Here is a 14,007-nt window from a genome sequence, read left to right as displayed (position 1 = left end):
CCAATTAAAAACTGAGTTAAAAATGTATATTTTATAACGGGTTATATACGCCTGAATTCGATTGCACTTTTAACGGGAATCCACGAAAGGCAAGGAAATTCCAACCTCTGCAGGACGTTTTCAATGTCAAACCCCGTGTCACAACTTTTTGCACCAACGCTGACCCTTTTTCTGGCCATCGCGTCTCAGGCCGTGGCCGTTGGCGATCCGGCAAAGGGTGAAAAACTATATAACCGCTGCTCTTCTTGCCACGCGATCATCAAAGATGGAGAAATTTTGGTCAAAGGCGGCATCACCGGGCCGAATCTGTATGGTGTGGTAGGTCGTGTTGCCGGATCCGAGACTGATTATCTTTACGGAAGCGAACGCCTGCCCATCGGAATGTTCACTGATGACATGATCCGTGCGGGCAACGAAGGGCTTGTGTGGACCGAGGAAAATATCATCGCTTACTCGCAAGACCCGATTGGGTTTATTCAGGATTACCTGAATGACGAAACCGCACGCCCGAACATGAGCGTGAAGCTGAAGAAAGGGGCCGAAGACATTGCTGCCTATCTGGCCACCTTCAGCAGTCAGTAATGCAAAAGGCTCCGCCCCATCCTCGGCGCGGGGCCTGTTTCCTAGGCTGGCGGGCGGGTGGCAACCATGCTTGGCCGTTCGCTGAAATCCGCGTACCACGCGGCCAAGGCATCATTGCCCTTACGCCAGCCACGCGCATCATGCCGCAGGTCCAGATAACCCAGTGCACAGGCCACAGCGATCTGGCCCATATCCAGTGGACCCGCCAAATGGGCCATCCACCGTTGGTTCAGCGCAGCGCAGGCGCGTTCGATCTTGCTCCATTGCGCATCCTTCCAAAGGTCCCACTGCTTATCCTCGGGGCGGAAACGCTCTTCATAGGCGACCGCCAAAGCTGAATCCATAATACCGTCTGCCAGCGCTTCCAGTGTCAGCACGTCCCAGCGCCCGGAACCCTCGGGGTACATCCCGGCCTGGGCACGTGCGTCCAGAAAGGCGCAGATCACCCGACTGTCGAACAATGTCGGGCCATCGGGCCGCTCCAACGCGGGGATTCTGGTCAACGGCACTTTGCCCAGCAGGGAATCGGACGGATCCAACGGCGTATTGGCAATGGTCATCACCTCGACATCGTCAAGTTGGCTGGTTTCATGCAGCAAAACCATAACCTTACGCACATAGGGGGACATCGGGCTGTGATAGAGTTTCATTCACATTCTCCTTGGCTTCAGAAACCCTACAGCAGCTGGTTTGAAACAAAACCCGTCAATTGCCAGCACCTTCACCCTTGCGGAACGGCGCGGGCCTTGGCAATGTCGATCCCGTTCTCAGGGCGGGGCGAAATTCCCCACCGGCGGTATGCGGGCCAAGACCCGTAAGCCCGCGAGCGGCCCCGTTGACCGGGGTGTCAGCAGATCTGGTGAGAGGCCAGAGCCGACGGTTAAAGTCCGGATGGAAGAGAACGTGCAAGTAACGCCGGTGATACGGCGTATTTGCTCGTGATCGCCTTGGGTGACGTGTCTGTTACGAAAGGAGATCATGATGACACACACCCGCTATGCTTTTATCAAAGCCAACTGGCATTCCGATATCGTTGACCGCGCGCTGGATGGGTTTCTGGACCTCATTCCCGCCGAGCAGGTCGACATTTATGACGTCCCCGGTGCGTTCGAGATGCCGCTGCTGGCCCGCGACCTGGCCCAAACCGGGCGCTATGCCGCGGTCGCCTGCGCCGCATTCGTCGTGGATGGCGGTATCTACCGGCACGATTTCGTTGCCCAAGCCGTGGTTGACGGGCTAATGCGCGCTGGGATGGACACAGGTATTCCGGTCCTATCGGTATCGCTGACCCCGCACCAGTATCAGGAAACCGACCACCACAATGCCATCTACCGCGACCACTTTGTGCAAAAGGGCCGCGAAGCGGCACAGGCGGCGTTGAAAATAACCCAGACCCGCGCCGGGTTGGCGGCGGCTGCGTGATGTGAACAAGGTTGGGGTCAAACGGCCCCAACCGCAAATCCGCTTGAGGCCGCGGGCCTTGCCCGCTAATCACGACGCGCAAAGGAGCATGCCCCATGTCGATGAACAGCTTTGGACACCTCTTCCGCGTCACCACCTGGGGCGAAAGCCACGGGCCCGCTTTGGGTGCCACCGTCGATGGCTGCCCGCCGGGCGTTGCGATTGACGAGGCGATGATTCAACACTGGTTGGACAAGCGCAAACCGGGGCAGAACAAATTCACTACCCAGCGACGTGAGCCTGATCAGGTTAAAATCCTGTCCGGCGTGTTTGAAGGCCAGACCACCGGCACGCCCGTGCAACTGATGATCGAGAACACCGATCAACGCTCAAAAGACTACGGCGATATCATGGACAAGTTCCGGCCGGGTCACGCCGATATCACCTATTGGCAGAAATACGGTATCAGGGATTACCGCGGTGGCGGGCGCAGTTCGGCCCGGGAAACCGCATCGCGTGTGGCCGCCGGGGGGCTGGCGCGCGAAGCTATCAAACAGATCGCTACCAATGTGCAGATCACCGGCTATATGGTGCAAATGGGGCCGCGCAAGATTGACCGCGCCAATTTTGACTGGTCGCAGATCGAACAGAACCCGTTTTGGACACCTGACGCGGCAGCAGCCGAAGACTGGGCGACCTATCTGGATGACCTGCGCAAATCCGGCAATTCGGTCGGCGCAGTGGTTGAAGTGGTAGCGCGCGGCGTTCCGCCGGGAATCGGAGCGCCCGTTTATGCCAAGTTAGACACTGATCTGGCCGCTGCGATGATGTCGATCAACGCCGTCAAAGGTGTTGAGATCGGTGAAGGTATGGCCGCCGCCGAACTGACCGGCGAAGCCAACGCAGACGAGATTTTCATGGGGCAGGACGGTCCGCAATACAGCTCCAACCATGCGGGCGGTATTCTGGGCGGTATCTCGACTGGGCAGGATCTTGTGGTGCGATTTGCGGTGAAGCCGACCTCGTCGATCCTGACCACCCGCAAAACCATCACTAAATCCGGTGAGGAAACCGAGATCATTACAAAAGGGCGCCACGATCCTTGCGTCGGCATCCGTGCTGTGCCCGTGGGCGAGGCAATGATGGCCTGCGTCATCCTCGACCACTTGCTGCTGCACCGTGGCCAGATCGGAGAGAACCGTGGACGGATCGGCTGATCTGCGCGCGCGCCTGCGCGCCATCGTCGCGCAGCGGATGGAGACCGACCCGGCGCATGATCTGGCCCATCTGGACCGAGTTTGGGTGAACGCGCAGGCCATTGCGGACGATCAGACCGACATGCCCGTGTTGCTGGCCGCCAGCTATCTGCATGATCTGGTGAACCTGTCCAAAGACGACCCGGATCGCCATCTGGCATCCCGCCAGTCCGCGCAGGAATCAGAGCCTATACTGGGCAAACTCGGCTATGGCCCAGACCAAACTCGCGCCATTCAGCATGCGATTGAGGCACACAGCTTCTCTGCCAATATCACGCCAGTCTCACCCGAGGCCTGCATCTTACGCGATGCGGATCGGCTGGACGCGCTGGGCGCGATCGGCATTGCGCGGAACTTTTCGGTTTCAGGCGCTTTGGGACGGGCGCTGTACGATCCGGCAGATCCGTTTGCCGCAAATCGGTCCTTGGACGATCTGACCTATTCGCTGGATCACTGGAAGGTAAAGCTGCTGGGCCTGCCCAGTGACATGCTGACCGAGGGCGGAAAAACCCTTGCACGACAACGCATCGAGCTGATGATCCGCTTTCTGGATGACTTCGCGGACGAGATCGGCCAGTCTCTGCCTGCGGACTGGACGAATTCCTGATTCCACGCGTTGATCTTTGTCGAACAAAGGCGCAGGTTCGCGCCGATGGCAAAACCGTTAACATCGCATCGACCGCTGCTGGCCGTCGCTCTGAAAACGAGCGCGGTTTTTTTGTTCACCGTGATGGCCGGGTTGATCAAGTCGCAGTCTGATCACTTTCCACCCGGCGAGATGGTGTTCTTCCGATCACTGTTCGCCATTCCAGTGATCGTCATCTGGCTGATCTCACGCGGAGAATTGGCGCAAGGCTTTGTTGTTCGCAAACCCATGGGTCATTTCTGGCGCGGCGTACTTGGGACCACAGCGATGGGGCTGACCTTTACTGGCCTTGGTCTGATCCCCCTGCCCGAGGCCACGGCAATTGGTTACGCGACCCCGATTTTCACCCTGATTCTGGCCGCGATCATGTTGGGCGAGCGCATCCGCAAGATTCGGATCGCCGCCGTGGCAATTGGCCTTTTGGGTGTTCTGATCATGATCTGGCCCCGACTAGGCGGCAACAACATGGAGGCCGCCGCAACCATCGGCGCGCTGTGCATACTAGGAGCGACCGTTGCACGCGCCTTTGTGCAGATTCACATCCGGCAGTTGGTGCAGGTCGACCACCCGGCGGCCATTGTGTTTTATTTCTCGATGACCGCGACCTTGCTGTCCGGTCTGACCGTTTTCTGGGGCTGGGTCCTGCCCACGTGGGAGCAAGCCGCCGTGTTGATTCTGGCCGGGCTGATCGGCGGTGTGGCGCAGATTCTGGTGACCTCGTCCTATCGCTTTGGTCAAGCGTCGATGTTAGCGCCCTACGACTATACTTCGATGTTGTTTGCCATTGTCATCGGCTATTTCTGGTTCAGCGAACTCCCGACACTGGTGATGTTGATCGGTGCGGCACTAGTGATCGCCGGCAATATTGTGGTGATCTGGCGCGAACATCAGCTGGGTCTGGAACGTGGACGCGCCCGCGCCGTCACAGATCCCAAAGCCTGACCTTTACCTTTGCCAAACTTCCCCTAGGGTGTGGCGCGACACAAAATGAGGGTTCCCCATGAGCGACGCGCAGGATCACAAGGAAAAGATGCAAAAGGTGCAGGCTCAGCACCGCAAGAAAGTCTCAGAGGCGGTCGATCCCGACCGTGGGCTGGTGCTGATCAACACCGGCAAAGGCAAGGGCAAATCCTCGGCTGCTTTTGGCGTGGTAATCCGCGCCCTGGGTTGGGGGCAGAAGGTCGCCGTGGTCCAGTTCATCAAGGGCAAGTGGAAAACCGGCGAGCGGCGTTTCTTCGAAGAACGTGATCTGGTCACCTGGCACACGATGGGCGAGGGCTTTACCTGGGACACCCAAGACCGCGAGCGTGACATCGCAGCCGCTAATGCCGCCTTTGACAAGGCCCGCGCGCTGATGGCCAGCGGGGATTATGATCTGGTGGTACTGGATGAGATCAACATCGCCCTGCGTTATGAATATCTGTCGGTTGATCAGGTGATTGACGGGCTGAACGAGCGATCAGACAAAACCAGCGTGTTCCTGACCGGGCGGGACGCTCCGCAAGCGCTGCGCGACTATGCCGATCTGGTCACTGAAATGACCGAAGAAAAGCACCCGTTCCAAGCCGGGATCAAAGCACAGCGCGGCGTGGATTTCTGAAAACAGAGTCTAAACAGCCCCAAACCGGGGCTGTTATCCCGCCCGGTTTTCATTGAGAAACCGGACCGACCCGCGTTGGCTGGCGGCGCTGTCAGGTAAACGGTCGGATGACTTGGCATCTGTGGCAGGTTTTTTCTTGTCGACATAGGCGCAAAAATCGTCGTCACAACAGCAGCCGCACGCGGTTGCGGCCTCGTACCGTGCCATGATTTCGTCCAGCGGATCGCCCATACCAAGCTCTTTCCATGCCAGTCTGTTTCGTTTCCGAGGCGGCGGCGGGCTCTCACCAAGTCACGCGCTAAGCCCGCAAACCGCCTCGAAATTCGGTGCCGGATAGTATCATACCCAGCGTTACTCTTTATCTGATTATTTTAGTCGGGAATTGCAAGGGCAAAAGCGCCGCGTGATCAGGTGTGGTGCGTTTGATGAGCGGATGAGTCGCCTGTCCTTAAAACAAGCGACTCACAGACATAAAAGTGGGCGTATTTCACATTCAGGCGGTTGCGCCCTGTTCCGACGCGCTAAGCGAGATCACAGCAACCACCGCCGCACCATTCAGCCAGTAGTAAATTGCGTCCAGCCCCGTAAAACCAAACAGGCTAGGTGCGGCCAGGAACGTGACGCCGACAAGCAAATCAACCGCCAGGTGGAATTTATAGGGCAGAACCCGCCAGACGCCGAGATGGTGGTCGGTCAGCACGGTCAGAACAAGCGCCGCGACACCGGTGACTACCGACAGCCACAACGCCATTGGGTTGGATTGCCCCAACCCTAAAACAAAAGGCAACACCATCAGCGCCAGAGCAACCGGATAATCAAGATAAGCATGCACAGTGCGGGTAACAAAACGGACAGACATTGTTTTTTCCTTTCCTAATTTGGCATGGCACCAAGTTAAGATTGGATAGTCGGACGTTTAATTCTGGATCGTTCGCGAAACATTGCAGATCGTTCGAAGATCCAGCGGATCAGTGCATGGACCGGTAAGCTGCCGGAGATAGGCCAATCTGTTTCTTGAACACGCGGGAAAAGGCCGCTTCTGACGCATAGCCAACCTCGGCCGCCGCATCCGCCACGTTCCAGCGATTCTCAGTCAGGCCGTGACAGGCGATCTGCATGCGCCAATCCGTCAGATATTGCATGGGGGTCGCGTTCATCTTCTCGGCAAACAACTGCGCGAAGGCGGTACGTGACATCCCGGCCTCACGCGCCAGTGACTCTACACTCCATTCCTGTGCGGGGGCCTGATGAAAGGCGGTCAGCGCCCGCGAGATGCGCGGATCAGCGAACCCGGCCAAGGCGGTATCGCTGGGGCTTTGGTATTCCAGATGGGCGCGTATAGCTTGCGCAAATAGCACTTCGGACAGTTTCAGGGCGATCAGGTCGCCCCCGATACGGGCACCGTTGATCTCGGACCCGATCATGCGCAGGGTCGCTTCGATCCAGGCACCGGCCTCTTCGCCGTAGTTTTCGATCAGAATGTACGACGGCAAGCGGTCGATCAGCATATGACCTGCGCCCCTTCGTCCCGGCGGGCCAGTGAATGAGAAATGGCCGCACACCAGCTGAGTATCGCGGCTGTTATCCTCGCCCCCGTAAATCAGGACGCCATCGCCCTGATAACCGGCCTCCTCCAGAACCTGCTCTAATGGCAACGCGTCCAGTGGCTTGATCTCATTGCACAGCAGCGCGTGCGCGGCCCCGTGCGGGATCAGGATCAAATCGCCTTGCTTGAGCCGCAGCGTTTCCCCTGTGTTAGAGACGTAAACCTTCAATTCGCCACGCTGAACAAAGTGGAAGCGGGCGACATTTTGATAGGCAGGGACCTGGATACCGAAAGGCGGCGTGAATGACGTGCGGAAATAGAATGTCCCCCGCAAAGACAGGCGGGTGAGGATATCGCTGAGCAGGTCCAACATGAGCGTAACCTATCGCTGCCTGCGCTGCCGTCCAGCCCGTTGAACGATCTGCACAAGAACTTGAACGGTGGGCAAAGAAAAACCCCCACGAAACGCGGGGGTTCAAAACTGTGCGTTTCTGGTCAGATCAGGCGCGTACCAGCGCCTCATAATCTGCGGCGATCTCGCGGGTCAGATCTCCGACTTCGAAAGTGTAGTCGCCGATTTGCCCCACCGGAGTGACCTCGGCCGCTGTGCCGGTCAGCCAGCATTGCTCGAAATCAGCCATTTCTTCGGGCTTGATACGACGTTCGATCACGTTGATGCCCTTGTCTTTCAGCATCTGGATCACGGTCTGACGGGTGATGCCGTTCAGGAAGCAATCGGCCAACGGAGTATGTACCTCGCCATCCTTGACGAAAAACACGTTGGCACCGGTCGCCTCGGCCACATAGCCGTTGTAGTCCATGAACAGCGCGTCCGAGCAGCCCTTGGCCTCGGCCTTGTGCTTGGAAATGGTGCAGATCATGTAGAGACCCGCCGCCTTAGCGTGAACCGGGATGGTTTCGGGGCTGGGGCGTTTCCATTCGGCGATGTCCAGCTTGGCGCCTTGCATCTTAGCGTCGCCATAATAGGCGCCCCAAGGCCAAACCGCGACGGCCATACGTACCGGGTTTCGGGCCGAGGCCACGCCCATATCTTCGCCCGAACCGCGCCAGACCAGCACCCGCACATAGGCGTCCTGCAGACCGCTGGCTTTCAGGGTTTCTTCCTTGGCGGCTTCGATCTGATCGATCGTATAAGGCATCGGCATGTCCAGCGCATCGGCAGATGCGATCAGACGCTCGGAATGCTCGCGGCTTTTGAAGATCTTGCCGTTATATGCGCGCTCACCTTCGAACACCGAGGACGCATAGTGCATTGCATGAGACAGGATGTGTACATTGGCATCGCGCCAAGGCACCAGTTCACCGTCTATCCAGATCACGCCGTCACGATCATCATACCCCGCCATGCGAAACCTCCTGAACTGGGTTGAATTTTTCGCTTGTTGCGCCATTTAAGTCCGATGCGGACATAAAGTTGCGCAGAAACTGCGGTTCGATACCTGTCCACTCTTGGAATGTCAATAACGCTGACATAAAGTCGGTCCTGAGTAACGAATGAGGCAAATGATGTCGGATACGCGCCCCGCCCAAGTGTTTGGCGGTGAAAGCCTTTTGTTTTTGACCGACGAACAGTTGCGACAAGGGATCGAAGCGATGTTTTTCGCTTACCGGGGCTTTACCGCCGATCCTGATCGCATTCTGGCGCAACTCGCCTATGGTCGAGCCCATCACCGCGCCGTTCATTTCATCAACCGCGCGCCAGGAACGACCGTGAACAACTTGCTGGCAATCCTGGGCGTGACGAAACAGTCGCTGAACCGGGTACTGCGGACCTTGATCGATGACGGGCTGGTCGAAAGCCGCGTGGGCACAGTGGACAAGCGCGAACGCCATCTGTTTCTGACCGAAAAAGGCAAGGCGCTTGAGGCCAAACTCTCTGAGGCTCAGCGGGTGCGAATGCGCGCCGCCTACAAGGATGCGGGCCCCGAGGCGGTATCAGGATTTCGTAAAGTACTTGAAGCAATGATGGATGCTGATATGCGTCATGCTTACACGAAACTGCGGGATACGACCTCATGAGCGATTTGGATGCCCATCTGCTGATCGTCGACGACGATGAGCGTATTCGTGATCTGCTCAAGAAATTCCTGATGCGCAGCGGGTTTCTGGTGACCGCCGCCCGTGATGCCGCCCATGCGCGGCGGGTACTTTCGGGGCTGGACTTCGACATGATCGTTCTGGACGTGATGATGCCGGGCGAAGACGGCGTAAGCCTGACCAGAACGCTGCGCGAAACCCATTCAACCCCGATCCTGCTGTTGACCGCGCGTGGTGAGACCGAACACCGGATCGCCGGGCTTGAGGCTGGCGCGGACGATTACCTGGCCAAGCCGTTCGAACCGAAAGAGCTGTTGTTGCGCATCAACGCCATTCTGCGGCGGATGCCCGAAACGCCTGCCCAGGATACGGCGACCAAGATTCTGACCCTCGGCCCGATCCGCTATGACGTGGAACGTGGTGAGATGTGGCAGGGCGAAGAACCGGTGCGTCTGACTGCGACGGAAAGCCAGTTGATGAAGATCTTCTCGACCCAACCCGGTGAGCCGATCAGCCGCGCCAAGCTGGTCGAGGATCTGGGCCGCGACAAGGGACAGGCGCAGGAACGCGCGGTTGATGTGCAAATCACCCGGCTGCGGCGCAAGATCGAACAAGACCCAAAGCAGCCACGTTATCTGCAGACGGTCCGGGGCGCCGGGTATATGCTGGCGCCGGATTGATCAGGCCGCTTCGCGGCGACTATTGGCCTTCGGCGAAGGTATTTTTAGCCAGATGAACAGGGGATCGATATGAAAACCGCCCTTTTGACTCATGCGGATTGTCTGGAGCATGTCACCCCGGATGGGCACCCTGAGCGGGTGGCCCGGCTGGAGCATATCCTGCATGCGTTGGAGTCATTGGACCTGAACCGGGTGACAGCGCCACTGGCGGCGGATGACGATCTGCTGCGCATACATCCGGAAAGCTACATCCGGGATGTGCGCAAAATGCGCCCCGCGGAGGGCTTTGCCCAGATCGACGGGGACACGTTCATGTCTCCGGGCTCGGTCGATGCGGCCTATCGCGCGGCGGGGGCTGTGGTGCGGGCGGTGGATATGGTGCTGGGCGGTGAGGCGCAAAATGCGTTTTGTGCGATCCGGCCTCCGGGGCATCACGCCGAGACTGACACCGCGATGGGGTTTTGCTTGTTCGGCAATGCCGCGCTGGCGGCGAAACATGCGCTGGATCACCACGGGCTGAACCGCGTCGCAGTGGTTGATTTTGACGTGCATCACGGCAATGGCACGCAGGATTTGCTGTGGGATGAGAAACGCGCACTTGTGATCACCAGCCAGCAGATGCCGTTATGGCCCGGATCGGGGCGTCCGGATGAAACCGGCGCGTATGAGACCATTCTCAACATCCCCCTGCCCCCCGGTTCCGGCGGGGCAGAGATGCGCGCGGCCTATGAAACACAGGCCTTCCCGCGCCTGCGCGCCTTCAAGCCGGACCTGATCATCATCTCGGCTGGATTTGACGCGCATCAGGACGATCCATTGGCCAATCTGAACTGGTCCACAGGTGACTTTGCCTGGGTCACCGCAGAGCTTTGCAACATAGCCGATGAGCTTTGCGGGGGACGTATCGTCTCGACTCTGGAAGGCGGGTATGATCTGAACGCACTGGCCCAGGCCACACTCGCCCATGTGGAAGAATTGATGAAGGCAGCCCGATGACCGATACTCCAGTAGACCAGATGACATTCGAACAGGCGATGAAAGAGCTTGAGGCCGTTGTTGGCCAGCTCGAGCGCGGCGATGTGGCGCTGGACCAGTCCATCGCGTTGTATGAACGCGGCGCGGCGTTGAAAAAGCGCTGCGAGGAGGAACTGAAGCGGGCCGAAGAAAAGGTGGCCGCTATTACTCTGGACGCCAACGGTCAGCCGACCGGGACGACGCCTGTCGAAGGTCAGTAAATGTTTCGTGAAATACTAGCGCAGGATGCGGCGCGGATTCAGGATCAGTTCGATCTGGTTCTGGGCGCGCTGGACGATCTGAATGTGACCCGTGCGATGGCCTATGCCACCAAAGGTGGCAAACGGTTACGTGGGTTTCTGGTGCTGGAAAGCGCGCGCCTGCACAGCGTGGATGCAAGTCGCGCCGTTTGGCCCGCCACCGGGATCGAAGCACTGCACGCGTACTCACTAGTCCATGACGATCTGCCCTGTATGGATGACGACGATCTGCGCCGTGGGCGGCCCACGGTTCATGTGAATTGGGACGAAGGCACCGCCGTTCTGGCCGGGGACGCGTTGCAAACGCTGGCCTTCGAACTCTGCACCCGCCCCGAGGTCGGCACGGCCGAGGTTCGGGCAGAATTGGCTCTGACCCTTGCCAAGGCCAGCGGAGCGCAAGGTATGGTGCTGGGTCAGGCGCTGGATATCGCGGCGGAAACGGCTGCAGCACCGCTGACCCTGGACGAAATCACGCGCCTTCAAGCGGGTAAGACCGGTGCCCTTATTGAATGGTCCGCATGTGCAGGCGCACGTTTGGCGCAGGCCGACCCCGGGCCGTTGCGCCAATATGCCCGGGCACTGGGGCTTGCTTTTCAGATCGCGGACGACATTCTGGATGTCGAGGGTGATGCCGAAAAGGCTGGAAAACGCCTGCAAAAGGATGCCCAGGCTGGCAAGGCCACATTTGTTTCACTGTTGGGTCTGGATGCGGCCAAAGCCCGAGCGGTAGAGCTGGTGGATCAAGGCTGCGCCGCACTGGACGGCTATGGCGCATTGGCAGAAACCTTGAAGGACGCCGCCCGCTTCGTTATTGCCCGGGACAGCTAAGCCAGGAACGCCAAATGTCTGACCGCCCGAAAACGCCTTTGCTGGACCTTGTGAGCCGCCCTGCGGATCTCAAGCAGTTCTCGGATGCGCAACTGCATCAGGTGGCGCAGGAATTGCGAACCGAGACGATTTCGGCCGTGTCCGTCACAGGTGGGCACTTGGGCGCGGGCCTAGGTGTAGTCGAGCTGACCACCGCGTTACATGCGGTGTTCGACACGCCCCGCGACAAGATCATTTGGGATGTGGGGCATCAGTGTTATCCGCATAAGATCTTGACCGAACGACGCGACCGTATCCGAACCCTGCGCATGAAGGACGGGCTGAGCGGGTTCACCAAGCGCAGCGAAAGCCCGTATGATCCGTTTGGGGCGGCGCATAGCTCAACCTCGATCAGCGCCGCACTTGGGTTTTCCGTGGCTCGCGATCTGGGAGGCGTCACGCCCGAAGGGCTGGGTGACGCAATTGCCGTGATCGGCGATGGGTCGATGTCGGCGGGTATGGCCTTTGAGGCGATGAACAACGCCGGTCATCTGGGCAAACGCCTGATCGTCATCCTTAATGACAATGAGATGAGCATCGCCCCGCCCGTCGGTGCACTGTCCAGCTATCTGTCGCGAATTTATACCGAAGCCCCGTTCCACGAATTGAAAGCGGCTGCCAAGGGTGCGGTTTCGCTTCTGCCTGAACCGTTCCGAGAAGGTGCGAAACGGGCCAAGGAAATGCTGAAAGGCATGGCGGTGGGCGGCACGCTGTTCGAAGAGCTTGGCTTTTCCTATATCGGGCCTCTCGACGGTCACGACATGGATCAGTTGCTGCCGGTTTTGCGCACGGTCAAAGCACGGGCGACCGGTCCGATCCTGATCCATGTGCTGACAAAAAAGGGCAAGGGCTACGCGCCCGCCGAGCAGGCCCGCGACAAAGGCCACGCCACCGCAAAATTTGACGTGGTCACGGGCGAGCAGAAAAAGGCCCCGTCCAACGCGCCGTCATATACGTCGGTCTTTGGCAAAGCGCTGGTTGATGAGGCGGGGCGCGATGACAAGATCGTGGCTGTCACGGCCGCAATGCCGGACGGCACCGGGTTGAACCTGTTTGCCGAACGCTACCCTTCGCGCTGTTTCGACGTCGCAATTGCGGAACAGCACGGCGTGACCTTCGCGGCGGCGCTGGCGGCTGGCGGTATGAAACCGTTCTGCGCGATGTATTCGACCTTTTTGCAGCGCGGCTATGATCAGGTGGTGCATGACGTGGCCATTCAGCGCCTGCCGGTGCGTTTTGCCATCGACCGTGCAGGGCTGGTGGGTGCTGATGGCGCAACCCATGCGGGATCCTTCGATATTGCCTATCTTGCCAACCTGCCCGGCATGACCGTCATGGCCGCTGCGGATGAGGCCGAACTGATGCACATGGTGGCCACGGCGGCGGCCCATGATGACGGTCCCATTGCGTTCCGCTATCCGCGCGGCGAGGGGGTGGGCGTCGACCTGCCTGAACGAGGCGAGGTGCTTGAGATCGGCAAAGGCCGCATGATCCAAAAAGGTGCGCGCGTGGTGCTTTTGTCCTTTGGCACCCGCTTGGCCGAGGTGCAGAAGGCAGCCGAGGCCCTTTCAGCCCGCGGGATCACACCCACCATCGCCGACGCCCGTTTCGCCAAACCGCTGGACCGTGATCTGATCCTTGATCTGGCCGCTAACCACGAGGCTCTGATCACCATCGAAGAAGGTGCCGTTGGCGGATTTGGCAGCCACGTGGCACAGCTATTGGCGGATGAGGGTGTGTTCGATCACGGGCTGAAATACCGCTCGATGGTGCTGCCGGATATCTTCATCGATCAGGCCAGCCCAGCGGACATGTATGCCGTTGCGGGCATGAATGCCGAACAGATCGAAGCCAAGGTTCTGTCGGTTCTGGGCGTCACAACAATAGGCGAAAAACGCGCCTAAGCGGCTACCGGAACACGATTCGGGAATGCATGTGGTGCCTCAAGAGGGACTCGAACCCCCGACCTTGTCCTTACGAAGGACCTGCTCTACCAGCTGAGCTATTGAGGCAAGCGAGGGTTCGTTTAAACGGTCGGGGTGGTACGCGCAAGCCTACTTCTTTTTGGTTTCCTCGTGCTTTTTCCACGCGTTTGGG

Annotated in this window: 17 protein-coding genes, 1 tRNA gene and 1 riboswitch; of the genes, 12 read left to right on the top strand and 6 right to left on the bottom strand. The window is 58.9% G+C overall.

Translation table 11 applies throughout. The features are described from left to right. Positions 1-123: 123 nt before the first annotated feature. Positions 124-582 carry a c-type cytochrome gene (locus tag ACR0M2_RS13045; RefSeq protein ID WP_170349659.1) on the top strand — a complete coding sequence of 153 codons (459 nt, stop codon included), beginning with the start codon at positions 124-126 and terminating at the stop codon, positions 580-582. Between the two features lie 41 nt (positions 583-623). Here ACR0M2_RS13045 and ACR0M2_RS13040 read toward each other — a convergent pair whose 3' ends face one another. Continuing rightward, the gene (locus tag ACR0M2_RS13040) at positions 624-1,232 is read right to left on the bottom strand and encodes a glutathione S-transferase (RefSeq protein ID WP_480705443.1); all 609 of its coding nucleotides are present in this window, start codon (positions 1,230-1,232) and stop codon (positions 624-626) included. Between the two features lie 109 nt (positions 1,233-1,341). Then, a riboswitch (FMN riboswitch) is annotated at positions 1,342-1,489 on the top strand. Between the two features lie 74 nt (positions 1,490-1,563). On the opposite strand from ACR0M2_RS13040, the gene ACR0M2_RS13035 reads away from it, so the two are divergent. From ACR0M2_RS13035 to cobO, 5 genes are all read left to right on the top strand, one after another. Continuing rightward, entirely contained in the window at positions 1,564-2,004 is a 441-nt protein-coding gene (locus ACR0M2_RS13035) for a 6,7-dimethyl-8-ribityllumazine synthase (RefSeq protein WP_480705442.1), read from the top strand. A gap of 95 nt (positions 2,005-2,099) precedes the next feature. Beyond that, the gene (gene aroC, locus ACR0M2_RS13030) at positions 2,100-3,200 is read left to right on the top strand and encodes a chorismate synthase (RefSeq protein WP_480705440.1); all 1,101 of its coding nucleotides are present in this window, start codon (positions 2,100-2,102) and stop codon (positions 3,198-3,200) included. Beyond that, on the top strand, positions 3,184-3,846 hold the full coding sequence (locus tag ACR0M2_RS13025) for an HD domain-containing protein (protein WP_480705438.1): 663 nt from the start codon (positions 3,184-3,186) through the stop codon (positions 3,844-3,846). The genes aroC and ACR0M2_RS13025 overlap by 17 nt, the downstream gene beginning before the upstream one ends. A 45-nt stretch (positions 3,847-3,891) precedes the next feature. Next, entirely contained in the window at positions 3,892-4,827 is a 936-nt protein-coding gene (locus ACR0M2_RS13020) for a DMT family transporter (RefSeq protein WP_170376372.1), read from the top strand. A gap of 58 nt (positions 4,828-4,885) precedes the next feature. Further along, entirely contained in the window at positions 4,886-5,485 is a 600-nt protein-coding gene (gene cobO, locus ACR0M2_RS13015; protein WP_480647608.1) for a cob(I)yrinic acid a,c-diamide adenosyltransferase, read from the top strand. Between the two features lie 33 nt (positions 5,486-5,518). Here the strand turns inward: cobO and ACR0M2_RS13010 are convergent, their stop codons facing one another. From ACR0M2_RS13010 to ACR0M2_RS12995, 4 genes are all read right to left on the bottom strand, one after another. Further along, positions 5,519-5,716, bottom strand: coding sequence for a hypothetical protein (locus ACR0M2_RS13010; RefSeq protein WP_170396731.1), 198 nt, complete (start codon positions 5,714-5,716; stop codon positions 5,519-5,521). A 262-nt stretch (positions 5,717-5,978) separates the two neighbouring features. Beyond that, positions 5,979-6,344 carry an SPW repeat domain-containing protein gene (locus tag ACR0M2_RS13005; RefSeq protein ID WP_170349651.1) on the bottom strand — a complete coding sequence of 122 codons (366 nt, stop codon included), beginning with the start codon at positions 6,342-6,344 and terminating at the stop codon, positions 5,979-5,981. A gap of 109 nt (positions 6,345-6,453) precedes the next feature. Next, positions 6,454-7,404 (bottom strand): AraC family transcriptional regulator, encoded by a 951-nt coding sequence (locus ACR0M2_RS13000; RefSeq protein WP_480705436.1) that lies wholly within the window; start codon positions 7,402-7,404, stop codon positions 6,454-6,456. Positions 7,405-7,531: 127 nt separating this feature from the next. Next, entirely contained in the window at positions 7,532-8,398 is an 867-nt protein-coding gene (locus tag ACR0M2_RS12995; protein WP_170349649.1) for a branched-chain amino acid aminotransferase, read from the bottom strand. Between the two features lie 160 nt (positions 8,399-8,558). Here ACR0M2_RS12995 and ACR0M2_RS12990 point away from each other — a divergent pair, with 160 nt between their 5' ends. From ACR0M2_RS12990 to dxs, 6 genes are all read left to right on the top strand, one after another. After that, on the top strand, positions 8,559-9,071 hold the full coding sequence (locus ACR0M2_RS12990) for a MarR family winged helix-turn-helix transcriptional regulator (protein ID WP_170349648.1): 513 nt from the start codon (positions 8,559-8,561) through the stop codon (positions 9,069-9,071). Beyond that, entirely contained in the window at positions 9,068-9,769 is a 702-nt protein-coding gene (locus ACR0M2_RS12985; RefSeq protein WP_170349647.1) for a response regulator, read from the top strand. The genes ACR0M2_RS12990 and ACR0M2_RS12985 overlap by 4 nt, the downstream gene beginning before the upstream one ends. A gap of 69 nt (positions 9,770-9,838) precedes the next feature. Next, entirely contained in the window at positions 9,839-10,765 is a 927-nt protein-coding gene (locus ACR0M2_RS12980) for a histone deacetylase family protein (protein WP_480705434.1), read from the top strand. Then, positions 10,762-11,004, top strand: coding sequence for an exodeoxyribonuclease VII small subunit (locus ACR0M2_RS12975; protein ID WP_058282745.1), 243 nt, complete (start codon positions 10,762-10,764; stop codon positions 11,002-11,004). The genes ACR0M2_RS12980 and ACR0M2_RS12975 overlap by 4 nt, the downstream gene beginning before the upstream one ends. After that, positions 11,005-11,871, top strand: a complete 867-nt coding sequence (locus tag ACR0M2_RS12970) for a polyprenyl synthetase family protein (RefSeq protein ID WP_480705433.1) — start codon at positions 11,005-11,007, stop codon at positions 11,869-11,871. Between the two features lie 14 nt (positions 11,872-11,885). Beyond that, positions 11,886-13,814, top strand: coding sequence for a 1-deoxy-D-xylulose-5-phosphate synthase (dxs, locus tag ACR0M2_RS12965; protein ID WP_480705431.1), 1,929 nt, complete (start codon positions 11,886-11,888; stop codon positions 13,812-13,814). A 32-nt stretch (positions 13,815-13,846) separates the two neighbouring features. Here the strand turns inward: dxs and ACR0M2_RS12960 are convergent. Continuing rightward, positions 13,847-13,922 (bottom strand) — tRNA-Thr (locus tag ACR0M2_RS12960). Positions 13,923-14,007: the final 85 nt, after the last annotated feature.

This window comes from Ruegeria sp. BE10 (assembly GCF_056538905.1).
The sequence above is the reverse complement of the archived record's forward strand: the minus strand, read 5'-3'. Positions and strand labels throughout refer to the sequence as shown.

Excerpts from the sequence above, each read along its gene's own strand:
- cobO (WP_480647608.1), top strand. The coding sequence starts at position 4,886 with ATGAGCGACGCGCAGGATCACAAGGAAAAGATGCAAAAGGTGCAGGCT.
- dxs (WP_480705431.1), top strand. The coding sequence starts at position 11,886 with ATGTCTGACCGCCCGAAAACGCCTTTGCTGGACCTTGTGAGCCGCCCT.
- aroC (WP_480705440.1), top strand. The coding sequence starts at position 2,100 with ATGTCGATGAACAGCTTTGGACACCTCTTCCGCGTCACCACCTGGGGC.
- ACR0M2_RS12980 (WP_480705434.1), top strand. The coding sequence starts at position 9,839 with ATGAAAACCGCCCTTTTGACTCATGCGGATTGTCTGGAGCATGTCACC.
- ACR0M2_RS12990 (WP_170349648.1), top strand. The coding sequence starts at position 8,559 with ATGTCGGATACGCGCCCCGCCCAAGTGTTTGGCGGTGAAAGCCTTTTG.
- ACR0M2_RS13040 (WP_480705443.1), bottom strand. The coding sequence starts at position 1,232 with ATGAAACTCTATCACAGCCCGATGTCCCCCTATGTGCGTAAGGTTATG.
- ACR0M2_RS12995 (WP_170349649.1), bottom strand. The coding sequence starts at position 8,398 with ATGGCGGGGTATGATGATCGTGACGGCGTGATCTGGATAGACGGTGAA.
- ACR0M2_RS12975 (WP_058282745.1), top strand. The coding sequence starts at position 10,762 with ATGACCGATACTCCAGTAGACCAGATGACATTCGAACAGGCGATGAAA.
- ACR0M2_RS13020 (WP_170376372.1), top strand. The coding sequence starts at position 3,892 with ATGGCAAAACCGTTAACATCGCATCGACCGCTGCTGGCCGTCGCTCTG.
- ACR0M2_RS13005 (WP_170349651.1), bottom strand. The coding sequence starts at position 6,344 with ATGTCTGTCCGTTTTGTTACCCGCACTGTGCATGCTTATCTTGATTAT.
- ACR0M2_RS12985 (WP_170349647.1), top strand. The coding sequence starts at position 9,068 with ATGAGCGATTTGGATGCCCATCTGCTGATCGTCGACGACGATGAGCGT.
- ACR0M2_RS13010 (WP_170396731.1), bottom strand. The coding sequence starts at position 5,716 with ATGGGCGATCCGCTGGACGAAATCATGGCACGGTACGAGGCCGCAACC.
- ACR0M2_RS13045 (WP_170349659.1), top strand. The coding sequence starts at position 124 with ATGTCAAACCCCGTGTCACAACTTTTTGCACCAACGCTGACCCTTTTT.
- ACR0M2_RS13000 (WP_480705436.1), bottom strand. The coding sequence starts at position 7,404 with ATGTTGGACCTGCTCAGCGATATCCTCACCCGCCTGTCTTTGCGGGGG.
- ACR0M2_RS13035 (WP_480705442.1), top strand. The coding sequence starts at position 1,564 with ATGACACACACCCGCTATGCTTTTATCAAAGCCAACTGGCATTCCGAT.
- ACR0M2_RS12970 (WP_480705433.1), top strand. The coding sequence starts at position 11,005 with ATGTTTCGTGAAATACTAGCGCAGGATGCGGCGCGGATTCAGGATCAG.